Raw genomic sequence first — 23,624 nt, 5'->3', positions numbered from 1 at the left:
TTAAAAATTAGACCTTCCCTTTAATTACTTCGGCCTTAAACCCTTTCTTTTCTATGATAAGTTTTAGGGCTTTGATACTTGTTTTTGAACCATCAAACTCAATAACAGCAATATCTCCAGGGTATTCAACCGAATGTTCCAAAACACTATCTACTTCCTTTAATTCATTATAAATAGCATTGGAACAACCAGCACAAGTAATGCCTGTAATTTTAAATTTCACCGTGGTTGCATTGTGTTTCTTTGAAGCTCCTTCCATAACTTGATTTGTAACCTCCTTGCTTTGTGATTTGGCCTGAAAAGAAAACAGCATTAAAGCCAAAATAGGCACTATTGATAGTTTTTTCATAATGGGTAATTTTGCGTTTATTTGTCTTTTATAACTTTGTATCCTGTTGAATTAATTGCCTTTTCAATAGCTACTTTAGAGGTTTTAGACTTATCAAACTCTACGACGGTATTTCCCCTTTCATACGAAGGGGTTACATTTATAATACCGTCCAATTCATTTACAGCGTGTTTTATGCTTTCTTCACAGCCAGCACAAGTCATTCCTTGAACATTAAAGTTTACAGTTTGAATATTTGATTGGTTTACAATGACTACTTCTTTCTTATTATCTGGATAAAAAATGTATGAATAATATGGAAATGCCAGCATTATAATTGCAAATACAGTTACAATTCCTAAAAACTTTTTTGATTGAATAAATTTTGGTTTGTCGTCCGTATCGCATTCACAGTCGATTTCCTTTTGAGGTTTTAGTTTTTGATACCAAGCAAAGCCGAGCACTAAAATTGTCAGCCCGATTAGATAAGGTCTAAAAGGCTCAATCCAAGAAAATGTTGAGGCAATTCCGCTTGTTCCTGCAATGAGAGCCAAAACGGGTGTAATACAACATAATGAAGCTGTAATAGCAGCAAGTAAACCTGCACCAATTAATTTTTTTTCACGTTTCATATCGTTTCTAAAACTTTGTTTTTATCGAGTATTTCAAAAAACGGATTCAAGAATGTTGAATATTCAGGAGTTAGTGAGTAAAAAATGGTTTGGGCTTCTCTTTCCGTTTGCAATAAATTTCTGTCCTTCATTTTTCTCAAATGTTGGGAAATAGCTGAAATGTTCATTCCGAGAATGTCGCTTAAATCACAAACGCAAAGTCTTTTTTCCTCAAAGAGTAGGTAAAGAATTTTCAGCCTTACACTATTTCCAACCAATGAAAGTCCATTTGCTAAATAATCAAATGTTTCGTTTAGTTCTGAAACCGTCACTTTACAACGGTTTATCTGTTCAATATCCGCTTGTTGTCTTATGCAAGAATTATTTTCCATAAAACAAAGTTACATTTATTTATTATTTAAGCAAATGCTAAAATAAATATGAAATGATAAAGAAGTTTAGATCATTATGTCCTTTTCGTTTTGGTTCGTGTTTTGACAAAAACTAAAACTAGCGAATTGTACTTCTGTTCTTTTAGCTTGTAGGAATAGGTAATGCTGGCTTTTCTGTCAATTGTCTTTTAAAACTACAAAACAGAAAATTCTGCATGGTGTTGAACGGTGTTGTGTGGTCCTCTGTTATACATTGAATTTTGTCAAATCCCTTTTTTAATTCCAATGTTAATTCCTCTTCATTGTATTGTTTTATTTCAAGTCCGCTACATTTTTTTGGTCCGTTTTGTGAAAAGGTACCGATTACTAAATAGCCACTTACAAATTTTGTCGCTTGCTTAATATATTTTTTAATTTGGCCATCTGTTGTAAGAAAATGAAAAGTTGCCCTGTCGTGCCAAACATCAAAAGACGAATGAGGTTTAAATTCGGTAATGTCGCTTACAATCCAATTTACTTTACTTGCCTTTTCTCCCAATCTTTTTTTAGCTTTCGCAATTGCTTTTTCTGAAATATCAAGTACAGTAATGTTATTATACCCTACCCCAAGTAAATAGTCAACAAGTTTACTGTCGCCACCACCAATGTCTATAATTTTTGCCTTTTTATTTAGTTTGAACGAACGTATAAACTCCAGTGAAGTTTTTGGTATTTCTTGGGTCCAACTTACCTGGTCTGGATTTTTAGTTTCGTAAACTGTTTCCCAATGTTTCTTTCTGTCTAATTTCATTTTGATATCTAAATTTGGTTCATTGGTAAATCAATATATCATCTATTGATTTAAATATCCCTTAATAGCGGTAAGCACACCTTAAATCTCATCCAAGGATTTTCGGTTTTTGTCTACAGACTTCTTGAACTGCGTAGGTGTCATTCCGGTTACTTTTTTGAATTGATTGCTTAAGTACGCAACGCTACTATAATGTAATTGAAATGCTATCTCACTCAGGGTTAATTCATCATACACAATGAGTTCTTTCACACGTTCAATTTTCTGATTGATAATGTATTGCTCAAACGTAATACTTTCTACTGACGAGAAAAGGGAACTTAAATACTTGTAATCAAGATTGAGCTTGTCACTGATAAAATCGGGCCATTTTATATCCAGTTCTTCATCGGAGTGATGGATTTTTTGTACCACCAGACTTTTCATTTGCTCGATAAGTTGGCTTTTTCGATCGTTTATCAAACTGAAACCGGCATCTTGAAGTTCTATGGACAACGACAATTTTTTTTTCAAGTCAAGTGCGGAGACTAATTCCACTTCTCCCAATTTAATCAAAGTGTAGGGAATGCCCAATTTCTGCAAAACGGTTGAAACCGCCTTTATACATCTGGGGCAGACCATGTTTTTAATATGGATAGTATTGCTCATTTGATTCTACCTTCAATTTTATATCATCTTCTTGCTCTAAGAAAAAGTTCGTACAAGAACGAATATTATTGCCATAAGGAATAACAGCACTATAGCAATGATTCCATATGCTCTATCTTTTTTAGTAATGCCCCCTTGCGGTGGTTTTCTCTTGTTTTTTCTTCTTTTCCTGCGATTATGGCTCATCGTCATCTTCTTTTAAAAAGTTCAAAATAGGGTTAGTACCTACATTTATCTACTATCTACTGCTATTTTCCCTACAAGGCTGGTCTATCAACGAAAAGAGATATTAGTTTTATTAAGTGTTCTTTGCATTATCCTACTTACTTATAAAAAGCTATGACTAGCGCCGTTATTAAAGCATTTATCACGAATAAAATCAAAATTGAAATTATTATATAATGTCCCTCTTTCTCTGCCCTATTATCCTTCGAGGGCTTTTATCCTTTCCTCCATATTTACGATTTTCCTCATAATCTTCTTCAATTTCAAGTTAAGATTGGTTTGAATAACTCCCCTTTTTTATTTTCCTAATTGTTGGGGAGGATATGTACCAGAGTGTAAACCCGCTTATCACGGTAAGCAAGCCCATTAAGGAAAATGTTCTTAGTACAAAGGTGTTGAAATTATCTCTGCCTTGATAATCCATCGTATGCGTCATCCAAAGAAAATCGAACCAACGCCAATCGCGATGGCGCAATGTTTGGAACGAACCATCTTTGACGGACACATAGGCTTTTATATTTTCGGGTGTTTTATATGATATGACAAAGGCTGGAAGGGGTCTGCCTCGATATTCACTATGGGCCTCCACTTCCTCGATGCGTTCTATGCTTTTAACTTTCAGTTCAGGCAGCATATTTCTCCTCGCCACCTGAAGGGCGTCCTGTTCGGATATTTCAGCTTTTAATGCACCTGTTTTTGCATTGACCAATTGACTGTGATCAATCCAATAATAAGGCTCTCCTGCTATTTCCCTTAGTTCCAAAGAGGTTATGGCATCGAACTTAATCTCTGTTGGACTGATTAGATTCATAAATGTGGTTTTTTCAACAGGTGCCTGTCGAAATTGGTCTCCGTGTATCTCATCGATATCCGTCCAACTGAAATACATGCCGCTAATGGTCCACATCAGAAACTGAATTCCCAGAAAAATTCCAAGATACCGATGTACTTTTCTTATTTTCAGTGCTGTTTGTCTTTTTACCATCTTATTTTACTTCAAATGGAAATTCAATAGTGACTTTCTCCCAACTCATTTTAATAGTTCCTGATGTATCGCTTGTTTTGTTGACTGTATATTCTAAATGTTCTTGACTATTTTCTGAAATTCTAGGAGTTGTCGAAAAGCGTAAAATATCATCCTTCTCATCATATTCATCCTTACCATGTTGGTCCCAGTTGCTATTAAAAATTACAGTCCATTCTTCTTTATTCGGTATTACAAAAAAACCATATTTTCCTGCTTTGAGTTCTTTTCCCCCAATCATTAAATCTTTGTTTGTCTCTAACCAAGTGGCCATATGTGCTCCTGCTTGCCAGACTTCATTGTATGGCAGCAAACCTCCGAATATAATTCTGTTACGAACACCAGGAGAGGAATAATCTATATGGATATGGGCCTCGCCTACCATTGCCATATTACTGGTATGTGGACTTAAATTTTTCTTGGGAGTAGATACCTTTTCTGCCTCCATATGGTTATGTTCAGGTTCTGTATTTTTTTTATCTTCTTTACAGGCTACCATTATTAGGAAACTTAAAATAATTAGTAACGGTTTTGGATTTTTCATGGCTTTAGTTTTTAGGTTATTTGTTTTTGATATTCCGAGAGGAAGTATGAGTTTTAATAATTTTCCATTGGCCGTCCATCTTCTTTAAAATTGAAGTTGCCACCCCTTTTTTCTTTATTGTTCTACTTTCGCCTTTTTCATCTGGGTTAAACACAATGGTATAAATGTAAGTTTCCATGGTAAATGCATAGGGAAGATCTATTTCCGCCTCTATGGCATAATCGGAAAAATCGAAACTTTTAAATTCTTTCAACTCAGGTCCCAAGTGGTGTTCTATATATTGGGCGAAGGTACCCTCAACGCCGCCTGATTCAAAAACTTGGGAATTTTCAGAAAAAAGCTCTAAGATGCCATTGGTCGTTAAATTTTTTATGGCGCCATTATATGCCTTCATAACAGAAATAACGGCTTCTTTCTCTGAAGAAGGTGTTTTAATCTGGGCATGGCCGATACTGAAAATCAATGCGGTCGCCATAGGTAAAAGGATTGCTTTAAATTTTTTCATGACTTTGTATATTATGGTTATTGATTGCTGTTTTGTTCTTTTCCTTTATGAATTCTATTAACTCCAAATGATAGCTGGACTTGATTTTTTGCCTTGATAGTAGCTATAGGTTCCAATTTTGGTGTTTATGTAACTTGATTCTTTAACGTCTTCAAACCCTGCTTCAACCATGTAATCTGGGATAAGTCCATTTACGTTGTCGGTGGTGGTGGCAAATCCATCAAGAATTTGGACCGTATAGAACAGTAATCTCATAAGTTTGGATTTGGGCTTTCCCCAGTCCCCTATAACTAACTCTCCATCAGGTTTAAGCACTCTATTGATTTCATTTAAACAAGAAATCTTTGTGTTCTTATCCAATTGGTGGAACACCAATGAGCTAAATACCTTGTCATAAGTTCTATCTGGATATGGAAAAATATCTCCCCCATAAAGATCAAGTTTGATATCAACATCATTTTCAGCGAACTTCTTTTCCGCAATATATTTGACCTTTGGATCAATATCCAAACCGGTATAGCTTGCGTTTCTATTTCGGTCGTTGGCAATAATTAAATTCTGGCCGGTACCAAATCCAAACTCAAGAATTTGTTCGCCATCTTGTGGATTTAACAGGTCAATCAATTTATTTCTAAATTTCTTCTCCGGCATAGTAACTGAAATGGTCAAGTCATAAAACTTGGTCAACCAGTCATAGCCCAAGGCGGGAATAAATTCTTTGTTCTTTTTCTTTACCATGTTAATCCGTTTGGTAACACTATTCCTGTTTTAATAAATAATTGTTATAGATCTGTATGACCAGTGTCCAGTTGACTATCGATCCAATGATGATATAAAGCGAATAACTAAACCATTTCTTAAGCTTAGACTTACGTTTCTTATGCTTTCCACAATCTTTACAACAGTCTTCCATTACATTTTTATTGTGCCTGTCAAGGGAAGGGCATTAAACACTAATCATTAACTACATATTCCCTTCCCATAACAGGACTTTTTCCTTCAACACTATCGTCTGGGCAGAAATGGGAAACACTAAATAATTAACCAAACAAAAAACACTCCCAAAGCCCACCCAGAGCTATATCTTACTATACTTTTTCCATTATAAACTTCTTGCAAATCAAAAAAATCAGCCATGGTAATATCGTAAACTGAAGAACGGGCGAAATCCCCACTTCTGCTACTGGCAATCGTGGCATGGCATCAACATAGGCCCAATCGCCCCTAGCGGTATGCCAAACCTCTGCTAGAATAGCCCCAAAAAATCCGACAAGGACCAAAAGCAACATACTTTTCGAACCCCAATTTTGCATCCAATACACATCCTTATAAATTAGTCCTAAGGCAAAAAGCAGTATGAATACCATCAACATATCCGCGACGGATGCCAAGGCGCAAAAGGAGATATGTTTCAAATCATATTCGAACCCTTCGTACAATGGGCCTTGCGCCAGCTCCCATATAAAATTCAACATAAAGGACGTTACTGCCACTGCAAACACAAACCTCCTATATTCCCCTATGTCTGTTACCTGTTTCGCAAAATACAAATAACCCAAAATGACCAAAGTCAACGCTATAGTGGGTACAACGAAAATGCCGAGGCTTAATTCTTCCATTTATTTTCTACTTAGACTTCTTTTTTAAGACCACTAAAATTGGCCTTCAATTCTTTGGCCAACACCAACCGGATATTACCTGAAAGGGAAGGGGCTAACCAACTAACCAACCAAACTAAATCGCTACTTCCCATAACAGGCTTTTATTATTGGATTACTTCCGCAACCTTTCCACAGCTGAGCATTTGGGCGCCGTAGTACGGATTACGGATATCCTCGATAGAGGATAACCAATAGGCGCCCCCGTTCAAGGCCATGGGACAAAAATCCTTATACAGTTTACCCGCCGTTATTTTTCCTCTTAAAATATCTTCCATTTTAGTACTCAATTCTGAAAATGCTTTTCGCTGTACCTTTAAATTATCCGTAGCGGCTATCTTTTGGGATGCCGATAAAGCGGCACCGGCACCTTCAACTTTACCAAGTGCTTCGTTCAACATCTCCGCACCCTTTTGGGCATCTCCAGGATTTGAACCGACCAGATCATTTTTTACGTGTTCATAATGTTCGTAGGCATTGGCCACATTCTCATTACTGAACTCAATAGGCGTTTGCTTCATTTCCATTTTGCTATGGTCATGGTTCAACTTTATCTTATCTTGTGCTGAAACAAAAGAAATAGTCAGCATCAACATGACCACAAATCCATTATTTATTTTTTTCATTGTTATTACTTTTAAGTTATTCTATTATAAACTGTCCTTTAGTTTTGACACCCAATCCAAAACGATTTTCTTTTCGGTATCCGAAAGTTTTGCGTCTCTATGGATGAGCGTGTACGATGTAAGGGGCATTTCATCATCCTCGATTTGGCTTATAATGGATTTTAGTTTGCTATTCTTTCTTCGCGATGAATAGGTGTCCCATTCGCTAAAATTCAATTCTTCCTTGCCATGCTCCACATGGTCTTCCAAGTACCACGCCACCGGTTGCACCTTATTGTACCAAGGATAGTCGGTATTATTGCTGTGGCAGTCATAACAAGAGGTTTTGATGATGCTCTCGATATTTTTTGGCACCTCGTTAACGACCATAAAATCCGTTTTGGGTATCAAATCGCTTTGATTGCGTTCGGTGGGCATAAACTGGATGCCCACCAACGCTACCAACAGAATCCATCCTGTGACCTTTACCGCCTTCACTTAATTGATTTGCTTTTGTACACTACCGCAGGTCATCATTTTGCTTCCGTAATAAGGATTCTTGATTTCTTCAGTGGCACTTAACCATTGTGCTCCCTTATTATTGTTGTACATTGGACAATAGGCTTGGTAAAGTGTTCTTTCAGAACCTGTAATGGCCAAAAGGTCAATGACATCTTTGCTCAATATATCAAAGTGCTCACGTTGGTGCCCGATGTCGCTTTTGGCGATATGTTCCGCATGTTCTGTGGCATCTTCAATAATATCTGTTAACTCGGCCCGTTGTTCGTCTGAAAATTTGCTCGTGTCAAAATCCTTAAGACTACCTTCCAGCTTTTCTCCTGCCGTTGCTGCACCGTCTTTATCATCTGATACAAGGGCGTTTTTGAGCGTAAGATAATCCGCGACAACTTCTGATGACATCATGGCCATTCCGCCCTGGTTCATATTGTCTTGGTCCATTTGCGAATGATCTTCCATTCCATCACCCATGTGCCCATTGTCATCCATGTGTTCGGATTGTACCCCATCTGCACTACTACCCTCTTTTTTTGTGTCCTTGCACGATGTTGCACCTAGTGCAATTACCGCCATTGCCAAAATTCCTGTTGATACTCTTACCTTTTTCATTGTTTGTGTTTTTTAGAATTATAATTATTTGTGTTACTTTTTGTTTTCTGTAATTTGGATGATCCCGACCCCTAAAGTTTATCTATTACATGTTCAAGCCTGTTGGTAATTTCTTCGGCCACTTCTTTCAATTGTTCATTTTCTACCGCTTGCATGGAAGCCATGGGGTTTACCGCGGCAACTTCGACCGTACCCTCCTCGATTTCCTGTACGATTACATTACAAGGAAGCATAGTGCCTATCTTATCTTCGGCTTCCAATGCTTTGTGGGCATAAGGCGGGTTACAGGCACCGAGTATTTTGTACTTTTTGAAATCGACGTCCAGTTTCTTTTTCAAGGTTTCCTTAACATCGATTTCCGTCAAGATGCCAAAACCTTCGTTTTTTAGTTCCTCGGTAACCTTTTCGATTACTTTGTCAAAGTCTTCGTTGAGTGTTTTATTAAAATAATACTTCATCTTCTTAGTTTTTAGAATTAATCGTTCGTTTTTGTTCTTCCTATTCCTCTTTTGATATTTCGCCCTTTGCGAAACGGTTGTCCAAGATTTCCATGGGACTTTCTCCTTTTCCCATCTGCTTCCCATTTTTTCCTGCATAGAAAAAAATTCCTATAACTATCACGGCCAAGACTATGACCCACCAGTACATCATCATAACTTCTCTATTTTAAGTGTTATCATTTCTTTTCAAAAACCATTTTTCCCCTGTAAATATGAGGACCATCAGTACTGCCGACACGACCACCACCAGTAGATCGCTCGATGCCTTTATATATAAAAAAGCTCCCAGAACGACAAGGTCCAGAAAAATGGCAGTTGCGATTATGTAGGTGTTTGCCTTTATATCCTTTTTCAAATTTTTTAGGATGCCCCAATGAATTCCGATATCCATAATCAGATAGAGGATCGCACCCAAGGAGGCGATCCGTGTGAGATCGAACAACACAGTCAACGTGATGGCCAATACAACGGTGTAGACCAACATATGCCTTTGGATACCACCCGACATGTCAAAATGGTTATGGGGAATAAGCTCCATATCGGTAAGCATGGCCGTCATTCTAGAAACCGCAAAAACACTTGCTACGACCCCAGAAATTGTAGCCACAATAGCGATGCCTACCGTAAACCAAAGACCATACTTGCCAAAAGCCGGTTTTGACGCTTCTGCCAATGAGTAATCTTTGGCTTTTATAATTTCCTCTATGGAAAGATTAGATGATACCGCAAACGCGACCAATAGGTATACCAAGGTGCAAATGGCCAATGAAATGATAATGGCCCTGCCTACGTTTTTATTCGGGTCTACAATTTCTCCCCCACTATTGGTTATTGTGGTAAACCCTTTGTACGCCAAAATCGATAAGGCCAAAGCCCCCAAATAACTTGCAATGGGATACTCGCTTAAATCGCTGGATGGTAGTACCTCGCCAAACGAAAACCCAGCGGCCCAAAGTCCGCCAATGGCAAAAATGGAAATGCCGCCAATCTTCAAGATGGCCATGGCTAAGGATGATTTGCCAATAATATTGTTCCCTGAAATGTTGATCAAAAAGGCTACGACCAATAGCAAAACACCCAAAATAGGAACCCAAATACTATCATCGCCCACATCGAACAATTGCAAGGTGTACGAACCAAATGTTCGTGCGACCAGACTTTCATTAATGACCATTGAGAAGGCCATCAATAATGCTCCGGAAGCGGTTAATGCACTCTTGCCATAAATCTTTTTCAGGTAATTGGCTATTCCACCTGCGGATGGGTAGGCATTTGACATTTTTATATAAGAGTATGCACTAAATCCTGAGATAATAGCACCGACCAAAAATGCGATGGGAAACCATTGACCGGATAGCTCGGCCACTTGGCCCAAAAGGGCAAAAATTCCCGCACCGATCATTACACCCGTACCAAGTGATACGGCTCCGGTCAAGCTCAGGCTATTTTTTCTGTATTGTGCCATTTCTTAAAATCTAACTAACAGACCGCCACCCCAGCCATAACGATTATTGTAATTTCCTTGTATGGAAAAGTTTCTGGAAACAATGTACGCAAGCCCTACGAGCCATTGGGTTTCACTTTCAAAAGATTTATTGTTTTCCAAATCATTGACCCAACCAAAATCCGCTCTGTATTCATATTCTCCTTCTAAGAAAATTCTTGGAAAAATCAACAACTCTCTGTCCAGTCTTATTCTTGGGCGCAATTGATGGTCCATACTCACATCTACATTAAATCTATAAGGCGTAAAGTATTTAACCCCAACCAATCCAACAGTATTAAATTTATCGTAAGAATCTGGTGTTGAAGTTTCGGTATTCACCCCTGCATACAAGCGTACCCAATCATTGAGGTATCGATTATAGTTCACTTCTATCTCTGCATTTTGGTCATAATCAAATTCGGCACGTAATCCAAATTCGTTACGAATGTTGCTCGACATCAAAAAAAGTTCATTAAAGTTTGAACTTACACGAGCAGCCCCCCACGAATAATAGTGGTCGGTCTCATCAATTAGTTTTTGTACTGGAAATTCCGCCATCCGTTCGTCTCTTGGCGTATCATAACTAAATACACGTGCCATACCACCCATCATATGATACAATACGTGACAATGAAAAAACCAATCGCCATACTCTTCATTGTAAAATTCGATGACCACTTTTTGCATCGGTGGTACATTAACGGTATGTTTTAGTGGCGAACGTTCCCCGTTTTCGTTGATTACCCTGAAGTAATGCCCGTGTAAATGCATTGGGTGGTGCATCATTGTAATGTTATTCAAAGTAATTCTTGTAACTTCCCCACCCTTGATTTTAATCTTATCTGTTTCAGACAATGGTACTCCATTCATACTCCACACGTAACGTTGCATATTTCCGGTTAGATTGAGCAGAATGTCATTTACCGGTATATCCGCCCCGTAAGTTGTACTTTCCTTAGCTTTTAGAAAATCATAGTTGAAATAGGTTTTACGTGCATTGTAATCAAAAGCTGTTGAATCTTTTTGCATCTTGGACATATCGTGATTCATGTGGTCATTCATTTTGTCCCTTGTTTTATTATGGTTCATTGGAATAGAATCCTTTTTCATTACCATCGTATTGTCCATATTCATATTGCCGTCGTTCATGGGCATTTTCTCATCCATCTTCATGTTCATATCCATTTGCTTTTTCATTGCACCATCCTTCATGGACATCTTATCGGGCATATCCATGTTCATCTGTCCATCTTTCATATCCATCTTCATCTTCATTCCATATTTCTGCATCAAAAACTCTGGTGTTTTTTTCTTTTGATTTCCTACCATTGCAGGCGCGCCCATCTTCATATCCATTTTTGCCATTTGCTTCATCATTGCCACTTTGTCCGGTCTGTCAATCGGTTTTGCAGGATAAAGTATACCTTGTCCTAAACGCACGGAAGTATGTCCGGAACCATCTTGCGCTGTAGCTGTAATTTCTAATGTGCCTTCGGGGATGGTAACGATAACATCATAGGTTTCAGCAATTCCGAAAAGAAATCGGCTTTTGGATATAGGTTCCACATCTATACCATCACTTGAGACAACCATTGGGTTGCCTCCTCCAAAATCCATCCAATAATAGGTAGATGCTGCCGCATTGATAAAGCGAATCCTTACTTTTTCACCGGGTTGAAAATCTGGGTACTCTGCTAGTTTTTTACCATTGGACAAAAAAGCAGGATAATAGACGTCTGCAATATCGGCACCTTCCATTCTATCGCGCCAAAACTTAAATTGAGCTCCCAATGCACCTTCTTTTATGACTCTACTTAATGGCACTGCGGTACCTTTTTTAACTTGGTACCATTCGTTACCCCTTTTAAGGTTACGCAAAACGTTCATAGGTTTTTCATTGGTCCAGTCAGATAACACTACAACCAAATCTTTGTCATATTCCAATGTCTTTTCTTTTGGATGAATGACTATGGAACCATAAACTCCCTTCTGCTCCTGCAACATTGTATGGGAATGATACCAATACGTACCCGATTGGTTAATAGGAATTCTATACTGAAATGTCGTACCAGGTTCAATTGGTGGCGTAGTTAAATAGGGTACACCGTCATAGAAATTTGGAAGTATTAATCCGTGCCAATGCACTGAAGTTTCTTTGTCCATTTTATTGGTTACATTGATTATGGCAAGGTCTCCTTCATTAAATTCTAACGTAGGGCCAGGAATACTACCATTTATAGTCATTCCATTGGCCGTTACGCCTCCAAGGGTCATCTCCTTTTGTTCCAGGGTAAGGTTATACTCAATTACGGGACGCCCTTCTTCATTTCTGTCCCCACCATTTGTGCCAACTTGGGCGAATAATAATGAAGTTAAGAATAAGAGTAATATTGTGTTAACAGTTTTCATTGTCAATATTATTTTTTAAGAATTTATTGAAATCTCTTTGAGAGTTCCTATTTAATCTCCTTTGTAACCTCCCCACAAGTAGGCATTGACTGTCCATAGTATGGGTTTTTTACTTCTTTGGAAGTGCTCACCCAATCTGCACCCTTGTTGTTATTGGCCATAGGGCAATGCATAACATATAACGCCTCGTCGTTGGGGTTAAATGACGTTTCCAGTCCAATTATGATATTGGATACCTGTTGAAACGCTTTTCGAATCTCTTCCAGTGTTTTAAAATGCTGAACATGCTGAAGCGTGTTCTTTAAGTCACTGCTCAATCCCATCCAAACATTGTGCGATTCGCCAGTAAATAAAGCCATGTTCAATCCATCAACCGTTTTTAAGATATTTGAGCCTGCCTTTTTGGCGTTTTCCAAGTTGTCATTTGTCAAGGCATCTTTCATGGATAGATATTCAGTAAAAAGGGGCTTTAGAGCATCTTTGGCTTTTTGACTAACCGATACTTTTTTAGCAGCCGTTTTATTGGGTGTTCCATTTGTGGCAGGCATAGCGCCACCCCCATGATTGTGCCCAGTCATGGCAGGACCACCCTCGGGATTCATCATACTGGGCTTACCAGCCAATTGCGCCGAGGCATCGATACTGAATGTACCATTAATGGCTATTTCCTCACCTTCTTGAAGCCCATCATTCACGACGAATCCATCTCCCAAAGCCGGTCCTAACGTAACATCACGCATCATAAAATTAACACCCTTAGCTGTAGTATTCTTTATGTACACTACCGAACGTTGCCCGGTCCACATCACGGCAGTTTTAGGAACTATGATAGCTTCCGATTTTATTGGCAATTCTGCTTCTACGGTACCTGACACAAACATTTCGGGTTTGAGTTTTAAACCGCTATTGTTTATCTCTACCCTAGCCTTTGCAACTCGTGTCATAGGGTCGATTACGGGATCTATGTATGAAATTTTGCTCTTAAAACTTTCTCCAGGCAAGGATTGCACTGTAAAATTGACTACATCCCCCTTTTTTACCCATGCCATATCCGATTCGTAAACGTCGAATAAGATCCAAACACTATTTAGGTTGGCAATCTCATATATAGCCATTCCTTTCATGATATAATCCCCAAGATTGACCTTTTTTTCGGTCACATAACCCGATATATCTGCCAGTATAGGGAGTTCTTCTTTAACAATTCCAGATTCTAAAATTTGTGCAATTTGGTTATCAGTTAGCTTCCAGTTTTTCAGTTTTTCTTTGGCCGAGTTAAAAAGAAGCGGTTCTGTTTCCACAATTTTTCGAGCCTCAAAAAGTTCTTCTTGAGCATTGACCAAATCTGGCGAATAAATGGAAGCTATTACTTGACCTTTGTTGACATACTCGCCAGTAAAATTGACCATTAGCTTTTCAATACGTCCAGGAATATGGGAAGACTGTGAATAAACAGATCGCTCATCAGCCTCAACTTTTCCATTCAATCGAACAGATTTTACAGGCTTGGCCTTGCCTACAATTTCTGTACCTACATTAGCGATTTGCATTGCAGTTGGCGACATACTAATGGCCATTGGGTCCAGTTCTGAATTGTCGTCGCTTTCCAAGGGGATTAATTCCATGCCGCAAATTGGGCAGTCCCCTGGCTCGTTCTGTCTTATTTGAGGATGCATGGAACAGGTCCAAATGGTTTCCCCGACCATTTCACTATCGTGTTGGTGTTCATCAACTGTGGTGTTTTTGGAACCTCCAAAAAAGAACCATCCAAGCAATAACCCCACAAATAGGGTAGATACTGCAATACTTATTATTTTTTTAGTTTCTCTTGTCATGATGCTATTTTTTTGCTGTAATATAATCGAGTTTGGCCATCGCAATTCTATATTGAGATTGTGCGGTTATTTTAAGTTTATCGTATTTTAGTAATTGTTGTTGCATTCGGAGCACCTCTTCAAAATCTTTTCCCGAGTTTCCGTATGCCGTATATAATAGATTCAATGCTTGTTTTGATTCCTCTATTTGTTCATCAAACAATGAAACCAAATCTGTTTGCTGCCGAATATCGAACAAAGCCATTTCGTAGTTTGAATTCAGTGAGTTCTCTATTTCTTTTTTTTGGAATGAATAACTCTCTTGCATTAATTGTGCTTCTTTGACTGCTGCTTTGTACTTACCTCTGAATATTGGAAGGGTTACCGTTAGCATTGGCATCAATACATCCTTCCCATTATCGACTAAAGTCATGTCTGTACGCTCACCCACCATTACATAGTCCAAGCCTAACCCTAGTTTTGGGTATCCTTGCTTAATTGCTGCACGTTCTGATGCCTCGCTTGCTTTTGTCTTCAAATCTATTGAATTCAATAGTGGATGATCTATAGCAAGCGCATCTTTATTATAGTCCAATAGAACAGGTTCAACAACAATGGAATCAGCTATGACAACCGGTTGCATTTCGACGCGGTTGAGTAGCTTATTAAACGCTGCCTTTAATGGACTTTCCTTTTTGTTCAGAATTGCTAAATTTGTCTTGGCCTCCTTTAACATAATATCTACACGTAGTACATCTACAAGGGTTCCATTGCCGTTTTTGAACTTTGAATTGGAAATGGTCTTATAGGATTCCAAGATAGCGATGTTATTTTCTTCGATTTTTATCCACTCCTTGAGTTCGTACAATGGAAAATAAGCGGCCGAGACATCAAAATAGAGTTTGTTCTTGGCATCCAAAAAAGACTGGTACTTTGCCTCTGCCATAAGCGTAGCGGCATCTCCTTGAGCCTTTAATGTCCCAAACCAAGGAAACATTTGTGTTAATGAAAAACGTGCTTGTTGTGGCCCAACCCTTGTCTCGACTGGTGAAACAAAATATCCAAACGAAAAAGATGGATCAGGTAAGGTGCTTACTTGAGGTACTTTTTGTAAGGCAGCTTCAAACTCCTTGTATTGTGAAAGTAATCCGGGGTTATTCTCTGCTGCAATCTTGAAATAATCTTCCAATGTTTGGGCCTGTAAGCCCAAACCACTAAATAATATTACGGTTATAATTATATTTTTCATTGTTTTTCAATTTTTTTGTTTTGATTTTTAATGACCGTTTCCCTCCAATAAGCCTGAAGAACAGGCACCACGAACATGGTCATGATCTGTATGGTCATTCCGCCAAAAGTTGGAATAGCCATAGGAATCATTACATCGGCCCCTTTACCAGTAGAAGTAAGCACCGGTAAAAGAGCAATGATTGCCACCGCAGCGGTCATCATCGCTGGTCGCACCCTTTTTTTCCCAGCCTCCAAAACGGCTGCCCTAACAGCAGGAATTGTTTGAGGGTTCTTTTCTTCGAAGACCTGGTGAATATAGGTACCCATTATTACACCATCATCTGTCGCAATACCGAAAAGTGCAATAAAACCGACCCAAACGGCAACGCTCAAATTGATAGTATGTATTTGAAAAAGATCTCTCATATTTACGCCCGAAATGGAAAAATTAAGGAACCAATCCTGTCCATAAAGCCATAACATGATAAATCCTCCGGCAAAAGCGACAAATACTCCTGAAAAGTGAATGGATGACGCAATGACAGTCTTGAATTGAAAGAAGAGGAGCAAGAATATCACGATCAAACTGATCGGTATTACAATGGACAGCCTTTTCACTGCCCTGATCTGGTTTTCATAGCTACCGGAAAACTTATAACTTATTCCAGCAGGGACTATGAGTTCACCTGAATCAATTTTTTGTTGAATGGCTTCCTGTGAGTCATTTACCACATCAACTTCAGCAAACCCATCCCTTTTATCAAAAAGCACGTAGCCTACCAAAAAGGTATTTTCACTTTTTATGGCCTGCGGACCTCTTACATATTCGAAATCGACTACTTGGGAAAGCGGTATTTGTGCCCCTACCGGGGTTGGGATTAAAATTTTACTTAATGATTCGGGATCATCCCTAAGTTCCCTTGGGTAACGTACCCTGACCGGAAACCGTTCCCTACCTTCAACAGTAGAAGTAATCTTCATCCCACCAATGGCGGTCTCGATGCTTTGTTGTACATCTTCAACATTAAGGCCGTATCGAGATATTTCATCCCTGTTTATATTGAGGTGCAAATAAGGTTTTCCTACAATACGGTCGGCAAATACAGCTTCCGATTTAACGGATGGTACTCCTTTTAAAACTGTTTCCAGTTGCATACCAAAATCTTCTATTGTTTTCAGATCTGGACCATATACTTTTATTCCCATAGGAGCGCGCATACCTGTTTGCAACATCACCAAACGTGTTTCAATCGGTTGTAATTTGGGTGCTGAAGTAACCCCAGGTATTTTGGTAACCTTTACGATTTCATCCCATATATCATCCGGTGATTTAATATGTGGCCTCCAATTTCGAAAAAATTCTCCATTTTCATCCACAATCAAGTCCTCTTCGATAATTCCTCTTGCCAATGCCTCTTCGTTCGTAAGGGTATCCTTTTGAACGGTAATAAATCTGTCTTTGCGGTCCACTTTAAAATGAACCCTATGCCCTGCTTCGTTTAGAATAAATTCGGGCTTGTAATTGATGATGTTCTCATACATAGAAATTGGTGCGGGATCAAGTGCAGATTCTACGCGTCCCAGTTTCCCAACCACTAGTTCTACTTCAGGAATTTTCCCTACCATCATGTCGATTTGCCCTACCACATTCCTATTGTATTCCACCCCAGAGTGTGGCATAGAAGTGGGCATTAAGAGGTAACTTCCTTCGTTTAATGATGGCATAAATTCTGAACCTATTCCAGGAAAAAGATTTGATGCAGCTGTCCAACCTGAAGATTGCCTAACACTCTTCCAACCTACTGTTTCCAAACCTTTAGCTACAAATCCAAAGGTCGTATTGAACCCTATCCATACCAATACCCCAAAAAACAATGTTACAAAGGGGATAAGCATGAACTTTCCTTTGTTTTCCAGACACCATTTCAATACAGGGGTGTAAAAATGAACAATCGCCATAAGTGCTGCTAGTATGATTCCAATTAAAAACAACACAAAGAAGTAATTAATAATAATCCCATTTTGAGGCCCTAATGGCATCCATTCTTCCGTTAGGAAAAAGGAGGCTATAAAGATTGTTAATCCTAAATTAATATAGTTGGGATATAATTTATATTTCTCGGGCCATTTAGGTTCCATAAGGTTATTTAAACCAATAAGCGATATAACCAATGGCAACCACATATGTGCATAAAAAGCAAAAAGAATTCCTGCTACAATTAACAGAATAGACCAGAAACGGCGTACTCGCTTTTTATTGTAATCTATACCCATTACAAAATGCGCCAAAGCAGGAAGCACGATAATACCCAAAACAAACGCACTTAATAGTGCAAATGTTTTTGTAAATGCCAAAGGCCTAAACAATTTTCCTTCTGCCGACTGCATTGCAAAAACAGGCACAAAACTAACTACAGTAGTAGCCAATGCCGTTGTGATAGCCGATCCTACTTCCACCGTTGCCTTATAAATGACCTGCATGAGTTCCTTTCCCTTAACACCGTGGTTCTCGGGCATTTCCAAATGCCGGATTATATTTTCAACAAAAACAATTCCAACATCCACCATGACTCCAATGGCAATCGCGATACCTGATAGCGCTACAACATTGGCATCTACTCCTGCATATTGCATGACTATAAAAGTCATCAATACACCAACAGGCAAAAGACTTGAAATTATAATGGACGCACGCAAGTTAAGTACCAGTACCAGCACAACAATGATACTGATCAAAATTTCGTGGGAGAGGGCATTTTCTAAAGTACCTATAGTTTCATGGATCAATTGCGTGCGATCATAGAACGGTACGATGGTCAATTGGCTCTCTACCCCATTGGCCAAGGTCTTTTTTGGTAATCCAGGAGCAATTTCCTTGATTTTGTCCTTAACGTTATTGATGACCGCTAGCGGATTGGAACCGTAACGGGCAACCACAACACCTCCTACCACTTCGGCACCACCTTTATCCAGTATACCCCTACGTGTAGCAGGCCCTAAACTGACAACCCCTATGTCTTTAATACGCACAGGAACATTATCCTGAACGGCAACCACCGCTTTTTCAATGTCTTCTGTCTTTTTTACATAGCCGAGACCTCTAACGAGATATTCGGCCTGATTGATTTCGATGGTCTTTGCCCCAACATCTTTGTTAGATTTCTGTACGGCCTGCATGACACGATGCAATGGAATATTATATGCTTTAAGGGCATCGGGGTTTACATCAATTTGATATTCCTGAACAAATCCTCCGATAGAGGCAACTTCTGAAACGCCATCAACTGCGTTTAAGCCGTATTTTACATAAAAGTCCTGTGCGGTGCGTATTTCGTGCAGATCCCAACCGCCTGTAGGGTTATTATCTTTGTCCCTACCTTCCAATGTATACCAATATACTTGACCTAAAGCTGTAGCATCGGGACCTAAAGTTGGCGTTACGGCATCTGGCAAAAGGCCGGCTGGAAGTGAATTTAATTTTTCTAAAATCCGGGACCGCGACCAGTAGAATTCAACATCGTCATTAAAAATAATATAGATACTAGAGAATCCGAATATTGACGAACTTCTAATGGTCTTAACACCCGGTATGCCAAGTAAATAAGTGGTCATTGGATAGGATATCTGATCTTCGATATCCTGTGGTGAGCGACCTGGCCACTGTGTAAACACAATTTGCTGGTTCTCACCAATATCCGGTATTGCATCTACTGGAACAGGATCTTTAGGAATAAATCCCGTATTCCAATTGAACGGTGAGGTAGAAACACCCCATAAGATTAACGCAAATAATATAAGAACAGTAACTAACTTGTTCTCTAAAAAGTATTTAATAATGTTATTAAGCATTTTATGAAATATTGGGTTGGAATTAAAAGAAATGTTCCAAAGGCAAGAAATGCCCTTAGCCATACTAAATCAATAGCACGGCAAAACTTCATAAGAAAGCTTTTAAATAAGGAAAGTCTGGTGTAGGATAGGAATATCCTTAACCAAGAGAGGTGGAGGGTAGTGGTTAAACGGAACTATGTTCTCTTGTAACCCCTCAAAAAGATTTAAGTAACTATATACAAAAGAAACTACAAATTTATGTTGCTCAAAATTTAATTTTTCAAGCGAAACTTTTAGGTCATCCAGTCCTAAGACAGAAAGAGTCTCATCTTCACAACACCCTATTTTTTTTAAGTTGTCATCATGGGAATTGGACAGTTGTTGTATATCCATACCGCAAGACTCTGCCTTGCCGAACATGGAAAAATCAACCAAGGTATCTCCACAATAATGCTGCTCGACCGTGAATGAAAAGGTCGAGAACAGCACCAAAAGTGCCATCGAAAAAGATACTATTTTATGAAAAATACTCTTCATATACTATGCAAAAGTACAAAAATTTTAGTGTAAGGCTATAGTTTAACAAAAATTTAGAATTGCAGAATTCCATTATTAGAAAGGGCAAACCTAGTTGATTTCAATTTTTTATTACATGATAAATATCATCTTTTTAGAAATGGGTGGCCCTCAATCAATCAACATAAAGGGCTTCAAGAAAGTTTATTTAGAATTTTTATAAATAGTTTTGTAAGGTATGTAGAAATCAACTACGTTTGTAATTTATTTTTATTAAATCTAAATAAATACAACATGTGGAAGCCATTTCTAATATCCCTCTTTTTTCTCTCTTTTTATACCAAGGTGCTGAGCCAAGACACTCTAGATCGGAAAGATTCTACGGCCCTTAAAACCGAGGTGTTGAACGAGGTCATTGTGAACGGCAACTCCATACTAGGTAGTACGTTCGAGGCAAAGAATAGGACAGGTTCTGCGGTCTACATATCGGATAAAGAACTCCTAAAATTTAGTTACAACGATATTAACAGAACCCTAAAAGGTGTGCCCGGGATCAATATATATGAAGAAGATGGGTTTGGTCTTCGGCCAAATATAAGTTTACGTGGTACCTCACCCGAGCGGAGTGCCAAGATCAACCTTATGGAGGACGGTGTCTTAATTGCCCCGGCCCCATATAGTGCCCCGGCAGCGTATTATTTTCCGACCATTGGCCGAATGCAAGCTGTGGAAATATTGAAAGGAAGCAGTCAAATTCAGTATGGGCCAAATACGACAGGCGGAGCGATCAACATGATTTCAACTCGCATTCCCGACCAACTTTTGGGAAGGGTCGTGTTGTCTGCCGGTAATTTCAACTCAAGAAATACACAGGTTGTCGTTGGTGACAACTATCAGAATTTTGGGTTTGTTAGTGAGTACTACAACTACAATTCCAATGGCTTTAAAAACTTGGACGGGGGCGGCAATACAGGTTTCGATAAATCGGATTATTTGGCAAAGTTCCGTATAAGTACTGATGAAGATGCCAGATTCTATCAGTCCCTTCAATTTAAAATTCAGTATTCCGAGGAGAAGGCCAATGAAACGTATTTGGGACTGACAGATATAGATTTCAAGGAAAATCCGTACCGCAGGTATCGGGCTTCGTCAAAAGATGTGATGGATTCGGAACACCAACAGTACCAATTGACCCATTTTTTAAAACTTTCCCCGGCACTGAGCATACAAACCACAGGCTACCTTAATAAGTTCAAGCGCAATTGGTATAAATTGGATGATGTTAATCTGGGGGAGCGTGTCGGAATCAACAATGTGCTCGCAGACCCTGAGAGGTACGCCATTGAGTACAATGCATTATTGGGAAATAGCGATACTTCCGAAGACGTGTTCGGTATAAAGGCAAACAACAGAACATACACCTCAAATGGTGTTCAATCCATAGCCAAATTACGATGGGGTTCGGATTGGTTACAAACCCTGGAAGCGGGAATACGTTATCACGAAGATGACGAGGACAGATTTCAATGGGTGGACAGGTATGCATTTCAAAATAAAGAATTAATAAGGACTACAGTAGGCGAAAAGGGTGAAGATGCCAATCGTATAAGTTATGCGAAAGCCGTCGCTGCGCATTTTTTATATAAATTAAGTATTAACGGACTGACAGTTACTCCGGGCCTGCGCTATGAGAATATAACGTTGGGTAGAACGGATTATGGAAGCAACGATGCGGCGAGGTCGGGCATTGACCTTTCCGAAAGGGAGAACAGGGTGGATGTTTGGATACCGGGATTGGGTGCCAATTATAGCTTTGCCAATAATTTGTCCGTTTTTGGTGGAATTCACAAAGGGTTTTCTCCTCCAGGAAATACTGACGGCCAAAATCCGGAACAAAGCATAAATTACGAACTGGGTACACGTTTCAACCACAGTGGTCTAAAAGGCGAAATAATAGCGTACTACAATGATTATCAAAACCTACTGGGAAGCGACCTTGCCGCCACTGGCGGTACGGGCAGCCTTGACCAATTCAATGCAGGCGAGGTACGGGTAAGCGGGGTAGAGGTATTGTTGAACTACGATTTTTTAAAGAACAGCTCCGAAAAGTTAAGACTTCCCGTATCGGTATCCTATACCTTGACCGACACCAAGTTCCTCAGTTCCTTTGAAAGTGATACCGATATATTCGGAGAGGTCACGGAAGGCGATGAAATTCCTTACATCGCCAAAAATCAGTTTAATTTGAATCTTGGATTGGAGCATGAAAAATTTGCACTAGATATGGGTTTGCGCTATACCGACGCCTTTAGGACGCGAGCGGGAACGGGCACAATACCGGAAAACCAAAAAGTAGATTCCAATTATGTTATTGACCTGTCGGGTCGATATTTTTACAATAAACACATCACCTTCTCTACTAACATTATCAATTTAATGGATGAAACCTATGCGGTATCCAGGGTTCCGGCAGGGTTAAGACCGGGGCATCCTTTTGGCATCAACTTTTCACTAGCCTATGGTTTTTGAAATAAAAATCGAAGATTAAGTATCGTTGTACCTAATGGTATAAAGTTATTTTTGATTTTATTCCCTGTAGCGAAGAATCATGAATTAAAAAAATTGAAATATATATGAAAGCCTTTAGAAGAAAATTACTCTTTTCCCTTTTGATTTTGCCCTTCCTTAGCTTGGCACAAGAAAGGATAGTGGACAAGGCCATTGAGGTATCGGGTATGGAAAAAATGAAAAATGCAGAGGCTTCCTTTACCTTCCGTAAGCATACCTATAGTTACAAACGGCAAAACGGACAATTTACTTATACAAGAATCGGTAAGAACAGGGACAGTAGTTTGGTGAGGGATATATATACCAATAAAGGGTTTACCCGTTATATTGACGAAACCATGGCATCTATCACGGAGGAAAGAAAAAATGCCTATACAAATTCAGTCAATTCCGTAATGTACTTTGCATTTCTTCCCTTGTGGCTAAAAGACCCTGCCGTTGTTCTTGAGAATAAGGGCACCACCTTTATCAAAGGAATAGAATACCATAAGATTCGTGTAACCTTTAAAAAGGAGGGCGGTGGCGTTGATTTTGAGGACGTGTTCCTTTACTGGTTCGATGTTGAGGATTATAGTATGGACTACTTGGCCTATAAGTATTTTACCGGTAAAGGAGGGATGCGGTTTCGCGAGGCATATAATCAACGTACCGTTAACGGCGTTACCATACAGGACTATCGGAACCTGCAACCGAAAATAAAAGACGGGGTTCCTTTCGGGCAAATTGAAAAAGCCTTTGAAAATGGAAAACTGGAAGAGCTTTCCATTATAGAATTAAAAAATGTGAAAATAAAAGCAATTCCAAAATCCTAA

At 39.0% G+C, this 23,624-nt stretch carries 23 protein-coding genes; 2 read left to right on the top strand and 21 right to left on the bottom strand.

Annotated elements, in window-relative coordinates; all coding sequences use genetic code 11:
* Nucleotides 1-7 precede the first annotated feature (7 nt).
* The 21 genes from D0S24_RS15110 to D0S24_RS15010 all read right to left on the bottom strand — a co-directional run bounded on the left by D0S24_RS15110 (nucleotide 8) and on the right by D0S24_RS15010 (nucleotide 20,265).
* Nucleotides 8-349 carry a heavy-metal-associated domain-containing protein gene (locus D0S24_RS15110; RefSeq protein WP_093978492.1) on the bottom strand — a complete coding sequence of 114 codons (342 nt, stop codon included), beginning with the start codon at nucleotides 347-349 and terminating at the stop codon, nucleotides 8-10.
* Nucleotides 350-366: 17 nt separating this feature from the next.
* A complete protein-coding gene (gene merTP / locus D0S24_RS15105; RefSeq protein ID WP_093978491.1) occupies nucleotides 367-960 on the bottom strand; it encodes a mercuric transport protein MerTP in 594 nt (197 codons plus the stop codon).
* Nucleotides 957-1,331 carry a metalloregulator ArsR/SmtB family transcription factor gene (locus D0S24_RS15100; RefSeq protein WP_031442533.1) on the bottom strand — a complete coding sequence of 125 codons (375 nt, stop codon included), beginning with the start codon at nucleotides 1,329-1,331 and terminating at the stop codon, nucleotides 957-959. Before D0S24_RS15100 ends, merTP begins: the two co-directional genes overlap by 4 nt.
* A 142-nt stretch (nucleotides 1,332-1,473) precedes the next feature.
* On the bottom strand, nucleotides 1,474-2,121 hold the full coding sequence (locus D0S24_RS15095) for a trans-aconitate 2-methyltransferase (protein ID WP_117020679.1): 648 nt from the start codon (nucleotides 2,119-2,121) through the stop codon (nucleotides 1,474-1,476).
* Between the two features lie 81 nt (nucleotides 2,122-2,202).
* Nucleotides 2,203-2,769 carry an AraC family transcriptional regulator gene (locus D0S24_RS15090; RefSeq protein ID WP_093978489.1) on the bottom strand — a complete coding sequence of 189 codons (567 nt, stop codon included), beginning with the start codon at nucleotides 2,767-2,769 and terminating at the stop codon, nucleotides 2,203-2,205.
* A 493-nt stretch (nucleotides 2,770-3,262) separates the two neighbouring features.
* Nucleotides 3,263-3,979 (bottom strand): PepSY domain-containing protein, encoded by a 717-nt coding sequence (locus D0S24_RS15085; RefSeq protein ID WP_093978488.1) that lies wholly within the window; start codon nucleotides 3,977-3,979, stop codon nucleotides 3,263-3,265.
* 1 nt (nucleotide 3,980) lies between these two features.
* On the bottom strand, nucleotides 3,981-4,562 hold the full coding sequence (locus tag D0S24_RS15080) for a DUF2911 domain-containing protein (protein ID WP_093978487.1): 582 nt from the start codon (nucleotides 4,560-4,562) through the stop codon (nucleotides 3,981-3,983).
* 16 nt (nucleotides 4,563-4,578) lie between these two features.
* On the bottom strand, nucleotides 4,579-5,067 hold the full coding sequence (locus D0S24_RS15075; RefSeq protein ID WP_093978486.1) for a nuclear transport factor 2 family protein: 489 nt from the start codon (nucleotides 5,065-5,067) through the stop codon (nucleotides 4,579-4,581).
* Nucleotides 5,068-5,124: 57 nt separating this feature from the next.
* Nucleotides 5,125-5,805, bottom strand: coding sequence for a class I SAM-dependent methyltransferase (locus D0S24_RS15070; RefSeq protein ID WP_093978485.1), 681 nt, complete (start codon nucleotides 5,803-5,805; stop codon nucleotides 5,125-5,127).
* Between the two features lie 350 nt (nucleotides 5,806-6,155).
* Nucleotides 6,156-6,686 carry a hypothetical protein gene (locus D0S24_RS15065; protein WP_093978484.1) on the bottom strand — a complete coding sequence of 177 codons (531 nt, stop codon included), beginning with the start codon at nucleotides 6,684-6,686 and terminating at the stop codon, nucleotides 6,156-6,158.
* Between the two features lie 146 nt (nucleotides 6,687-6,832).
* Nucleotides 6,833-7,351 (bottom strand): DUF3347 domain-containing protein, encoded by a 519-nt coding sequence (locus D0S24_RS15060; RefSeq protein ID WP_093978483.1) that lies wholly within the window; start codon nucleotides 7,349-7,351, stop codon nucleotides 6,833-6,835.
* 24 nt (nucleotides 7,352-7,375) lie between these two features.
* The gene (locus tag D0S24_RS15055) at nucleotides 7,376-7,828 is read right to left on the bottom strand and encodes a heme-binding domain-containing protein (RefSeq protein WP_093978482.1); all 453 of its coding nucleotides are present in this window, start codon (nucleotides 7,826-7,828) and stop codon (nucleotides 7,376-7,378) included.
* Nucleotides 7,829-8,458, bottom strand: coding sequence for a DUF3347 domain-containing protein (locus tag D0S24_RS15050; RefSeq protein ID WP_093978481.1), 630 nt, complete (start codon nucleotides 8,456-8,458; stop codon nucleotides 7,829-7,831).
* A 71-nt stretch (nucleotides 8,459-8,529) separates the two neighbouring features.
* On the bottom strand, nucleotides 8,530-8,916 hold the full coding sequence (locus D0S24_RS15045; RefSeq protein WP_093978480.1) for a DUF302 domain-containing protein: 387 nt from the start codon (nucleotides 8,914-8,916) through the stop codon (nucleotides 8,530-8,532).
* 40 nt (nucleotides 8,917-8,956) lie between these two features.
* Complete coding sequence (locus D0S24_RS15040; protein ID WP_117020678.1) at nucleotides 8,957-9,112, bottom strand: SHOCT domain-containing protein; 156 nt, start codon at nucleotides 9,110-9,112, stop codon at nucleotides 8,957-8,959.
* Nucleotides 9,113-9,124: 12 nt separating this feature from the next.
* The gene (locus D0S24_RS15035) at nucleotides 9,125-10,423 is read right to left on the bottom strand and encodes an APC family permease (RefSeq protein WP_117020677.1); all 1,299 of its coding nucleotides are present in this window, start codon (nucleotides 10,421-10,423) and stop codon (nucleotides 9,125-9,127) included.
* Between the two features lie 3 nt (nucleotides 10,424-10,426).
* Nucleotides 10,427-12,853 (bottom strand): multicopper oxidase domain-containing protein, encoded by a 2,427-nt coding sequence (locus D0S24_RS15030; protein WP_117020676.1) that lies wholly within the window; start codon nucleotides 12,851-12,853, stop codon nucleotides 10,427-10,429.
* Nucleotides 12,854-12,900: 47 nt separating this feature from the next.
* Nucleotides 12,901-14,688 (bottom strand): efflux RND transporter periplasmic adaptor subunit, encoded by a 1,788-nt coding sequence (locus tag D0S24_RS15025; RefSeq protein WP_117020675.1) that lies wholly within the window; start codon nucleotides 14,686-14,688, stop codon nucleotides 12,901-12,903.
* A gap of 4 nt (nucleotides 14,689-14,692) precedes the next feature.
* Nucleotides 14,693-15,916, bottom strand: a complete 1,224-nt coding sequence (locus D0S24_RS15020) for a TolC family protein (protein WP_117020674.1) — start codon at nucleotides 15,914-15,916, stop codon at nucleotides 14,693-14,695.
* Nucleotides 15,913-19,746, bottom strand: a complete 3,834-nt coding sequence (locus D0S24_RS15015) for an efflux RND transporter permease subunit (RefSeq protein ID WP_117020856.1) — start codon at nucleotides 19,744-19,746, stop codon at nucleotides 15,913-15,915. The genes D0S24_RS15020 and D0S24_RS15015 overlap by 4 nt, the downstream gene beginning before the upstream one ends.
* A gap of 102 nt (nucleotides 19,747-19,848) precedes the next feature.
* Nucleotides 19,849-20,265 carry an HYC_CC_PP family protein gene (locus D0S24_RS15010; protein WP_117020673.1) on the bottom strand — a complete coding sequence of 139 codons (417 nt, stop codon included), beginning with the start codon at nucleotides 20,263-20,265 and terminating at the stop codon, nucleotides 19,849-19,851.
* Between the two features lie 273 nt (nucleotides 20,266-20,538).
* Here D0S24_RS15010 and D0S24_RS15005 point away from each other — a divergent pair, with 273 nt between their 5' ends.
* Together D0S24_RS15005 and D0S24_RS15000 are read left to right on the top strand one after the other, a co-directional pair.
* Nucleotides 20,539-22,773: a TonB-dependent receptor domain-containing protein gene (locus D0S24_RS15005; RefSeq protein ID WP_117020672.1), complete on the top strand. Its 2,235-nt coding sequence runs from the start codon at nucleotides 20,539-20,541 to the stop codon at nucleotides 22,771-22,773.
* Nucleotides 22,774-22,877: 104 nt separating this feature from the next.
* Nucleotides 22,878-23,624, top strand: a complete 747-nt coding sequence (locus D0S24_RS15000) for a DUF6503 family protein (RefSeq protein ID WP_117020671.1) — start codon at nucleotides 22,878-22,880, stop codon at nucleotides 23,622-23,624.

It is taken from the genome of Arenibacter sp. P308M17 (assembly GCF_003426735.1).
Lineage (GTDB): Bacteria > Bacteroidota > Bacteroidia > Flavobacteriales > Flavobacteriaceae > Arenibacter.
Note: the sequence above shows the minus strand (reverse complement) of the source record. Positions and strands in the feature narration are given on the sequence as shown.

Coding starts and splice junctions, on each gene's coding strand:
- D0S24_RS15110 (WP_093978492.1), bottom strand. CDS start 349: ATGAAAAAACTATCAATAGTGCCTATTTTGGCTTTAATGCTGTTTTCT.
- merTP (WP_093978491.1), bottom strand. CDS start 960: ATGAAACGTGAAAAAAAATTAATTGGTGCAGGTTTACTTGCTGCTATT.
- D0S24_RS15100 (WP_031442533.1), bottom strand. CDS start 1,331: ATGGAAAATAATTCTTGCATAAGACAACAAGCGGATATTGAACAGATA.
- D0S24_RS15095 (WP_117020679.1), bottom strand. CDS start 2,121: ATGAAATTAGACAGAAAGAAACATTGGGAAACAGTTTACGAAACTAAA.
- D0S24_RS15090 (WP_093978489.1), bottom strand. CDS start 2,769: ATGAGCAATACTATCCATATTAAAAACATGGTCTGCCCCAGATGTATA.
- D0S24_RS15085 (WP_093978488.1), bottom strand. CDS start 3,979: ATGGTAAAAAGACAAACAGCACTGAAAATAAGAAAAGTACATCGGTAT.
- D0S24_RS15080 (WP_093978487.1), bottom strand. CDS start 4,562: ATGAAAAATCCAAAACCGTTACTAATTATTTTAAGTTTCCTAATAATG.
- D0S24_RS15075 (WP_093978486.1), bottom strand. CDS start 5,067: ATGAAAAAATTTAAAGCAATCCTTTTACCTATGGCGACCGCATTGATT.
- D0S24_RS15070 (WP_093978485.1), bottom strand. CDS start 5,805: ATGGTAAAGAAAAAGAACAAAGAATTTATTCCCGCCTTGGGCTATGAC.
- D0S24_RS15065 (WP_093978484.1), bottom strand. CDS start 6,686: ATGGAAGAATTAAGCCTCGGCATTTTCGTTGTACCCACTATAGCGTTG.
- D0S24_RS15060 (WP_093978483.1), bottom strand. CDS start 7,351: ATGAAAAAAATAAATAATGGATTTGTGGTCATGTTGATGCTGACTATT.
- D0S24_RS15050 (WP_093978481.1), bottom strand. CDS start 8,458: ATGAAAAAGGTAAGAGTATCAACAGGAATTTTGGCAATGGCGGTAATT.
- D0S24_RS15045 (WP_093978480.1), bottom strand. CDS start 8,916: ATGAAGTATTATTTTAATAAAACACTCAACGAAGACTTTGACAAAGTA.
- D0S24_RS15040 (WP_117020678.1), bottom strand. CDS start 9,112: ATGATGATGTACTGGTGGGTCATAGTCTTGGCCGTGATAGTTATAGGA.
- D0S24_RS15035 (WP_117020677.1), bottom strand. CDS start 10,423: ATGGCACAATACAGAAAAAATAGCCTGAGCTTGACCGGAGCCGTATCA.
- D0S24_RS15030 (WP_117020676.1), bottom strand. CDS start 12,853: ATGAAAACTGTTAACACAATATTACTCTTATTCTTAACTTCATTATTA.
- D0S24_RS15025 (WP_117020675.1), bottom strand. CDS start 14,688: ATGACAAGAGAAACTAAAAAAATAATAAGTATTGCAGTATCTACCCTA.
- D0S24_RS15020 (WP_117020674.1), bottom strand. CDS start 15,916: ATGAAAAATATAATTATAACCGTAATATTATTTAGTGGTTTGGGCTTA.
- D0S24_RS15015 (WP_117020856.1), bottom strand. CDS start 19,746: ATGCTTAATAACATTATTAAATACTTTTTAGAGAACAAGTTAGTTACT.
- D0S24_RS15010 (WP_117020673.1), bottom strand. CDS start 20,265: ATGAAGAGTATTTTTCATAAAATAGTATCTTTTTCGATGGCACTTTTG.
- D0S24_RS15005 (WP_117020672.1), top strand. CDS start 20,539: ATGTGGAAGCCATTTCTAATATCCCTCTTTTTTCTCTCTTTTTATACC.
- D0S24_RS15000 (WP_117020671.1), top strand. CDS start 22,878: ATGAAAGCCTTTAGAAGAAAATTACTCTTTTCCCTTTTGATTTTGCCC.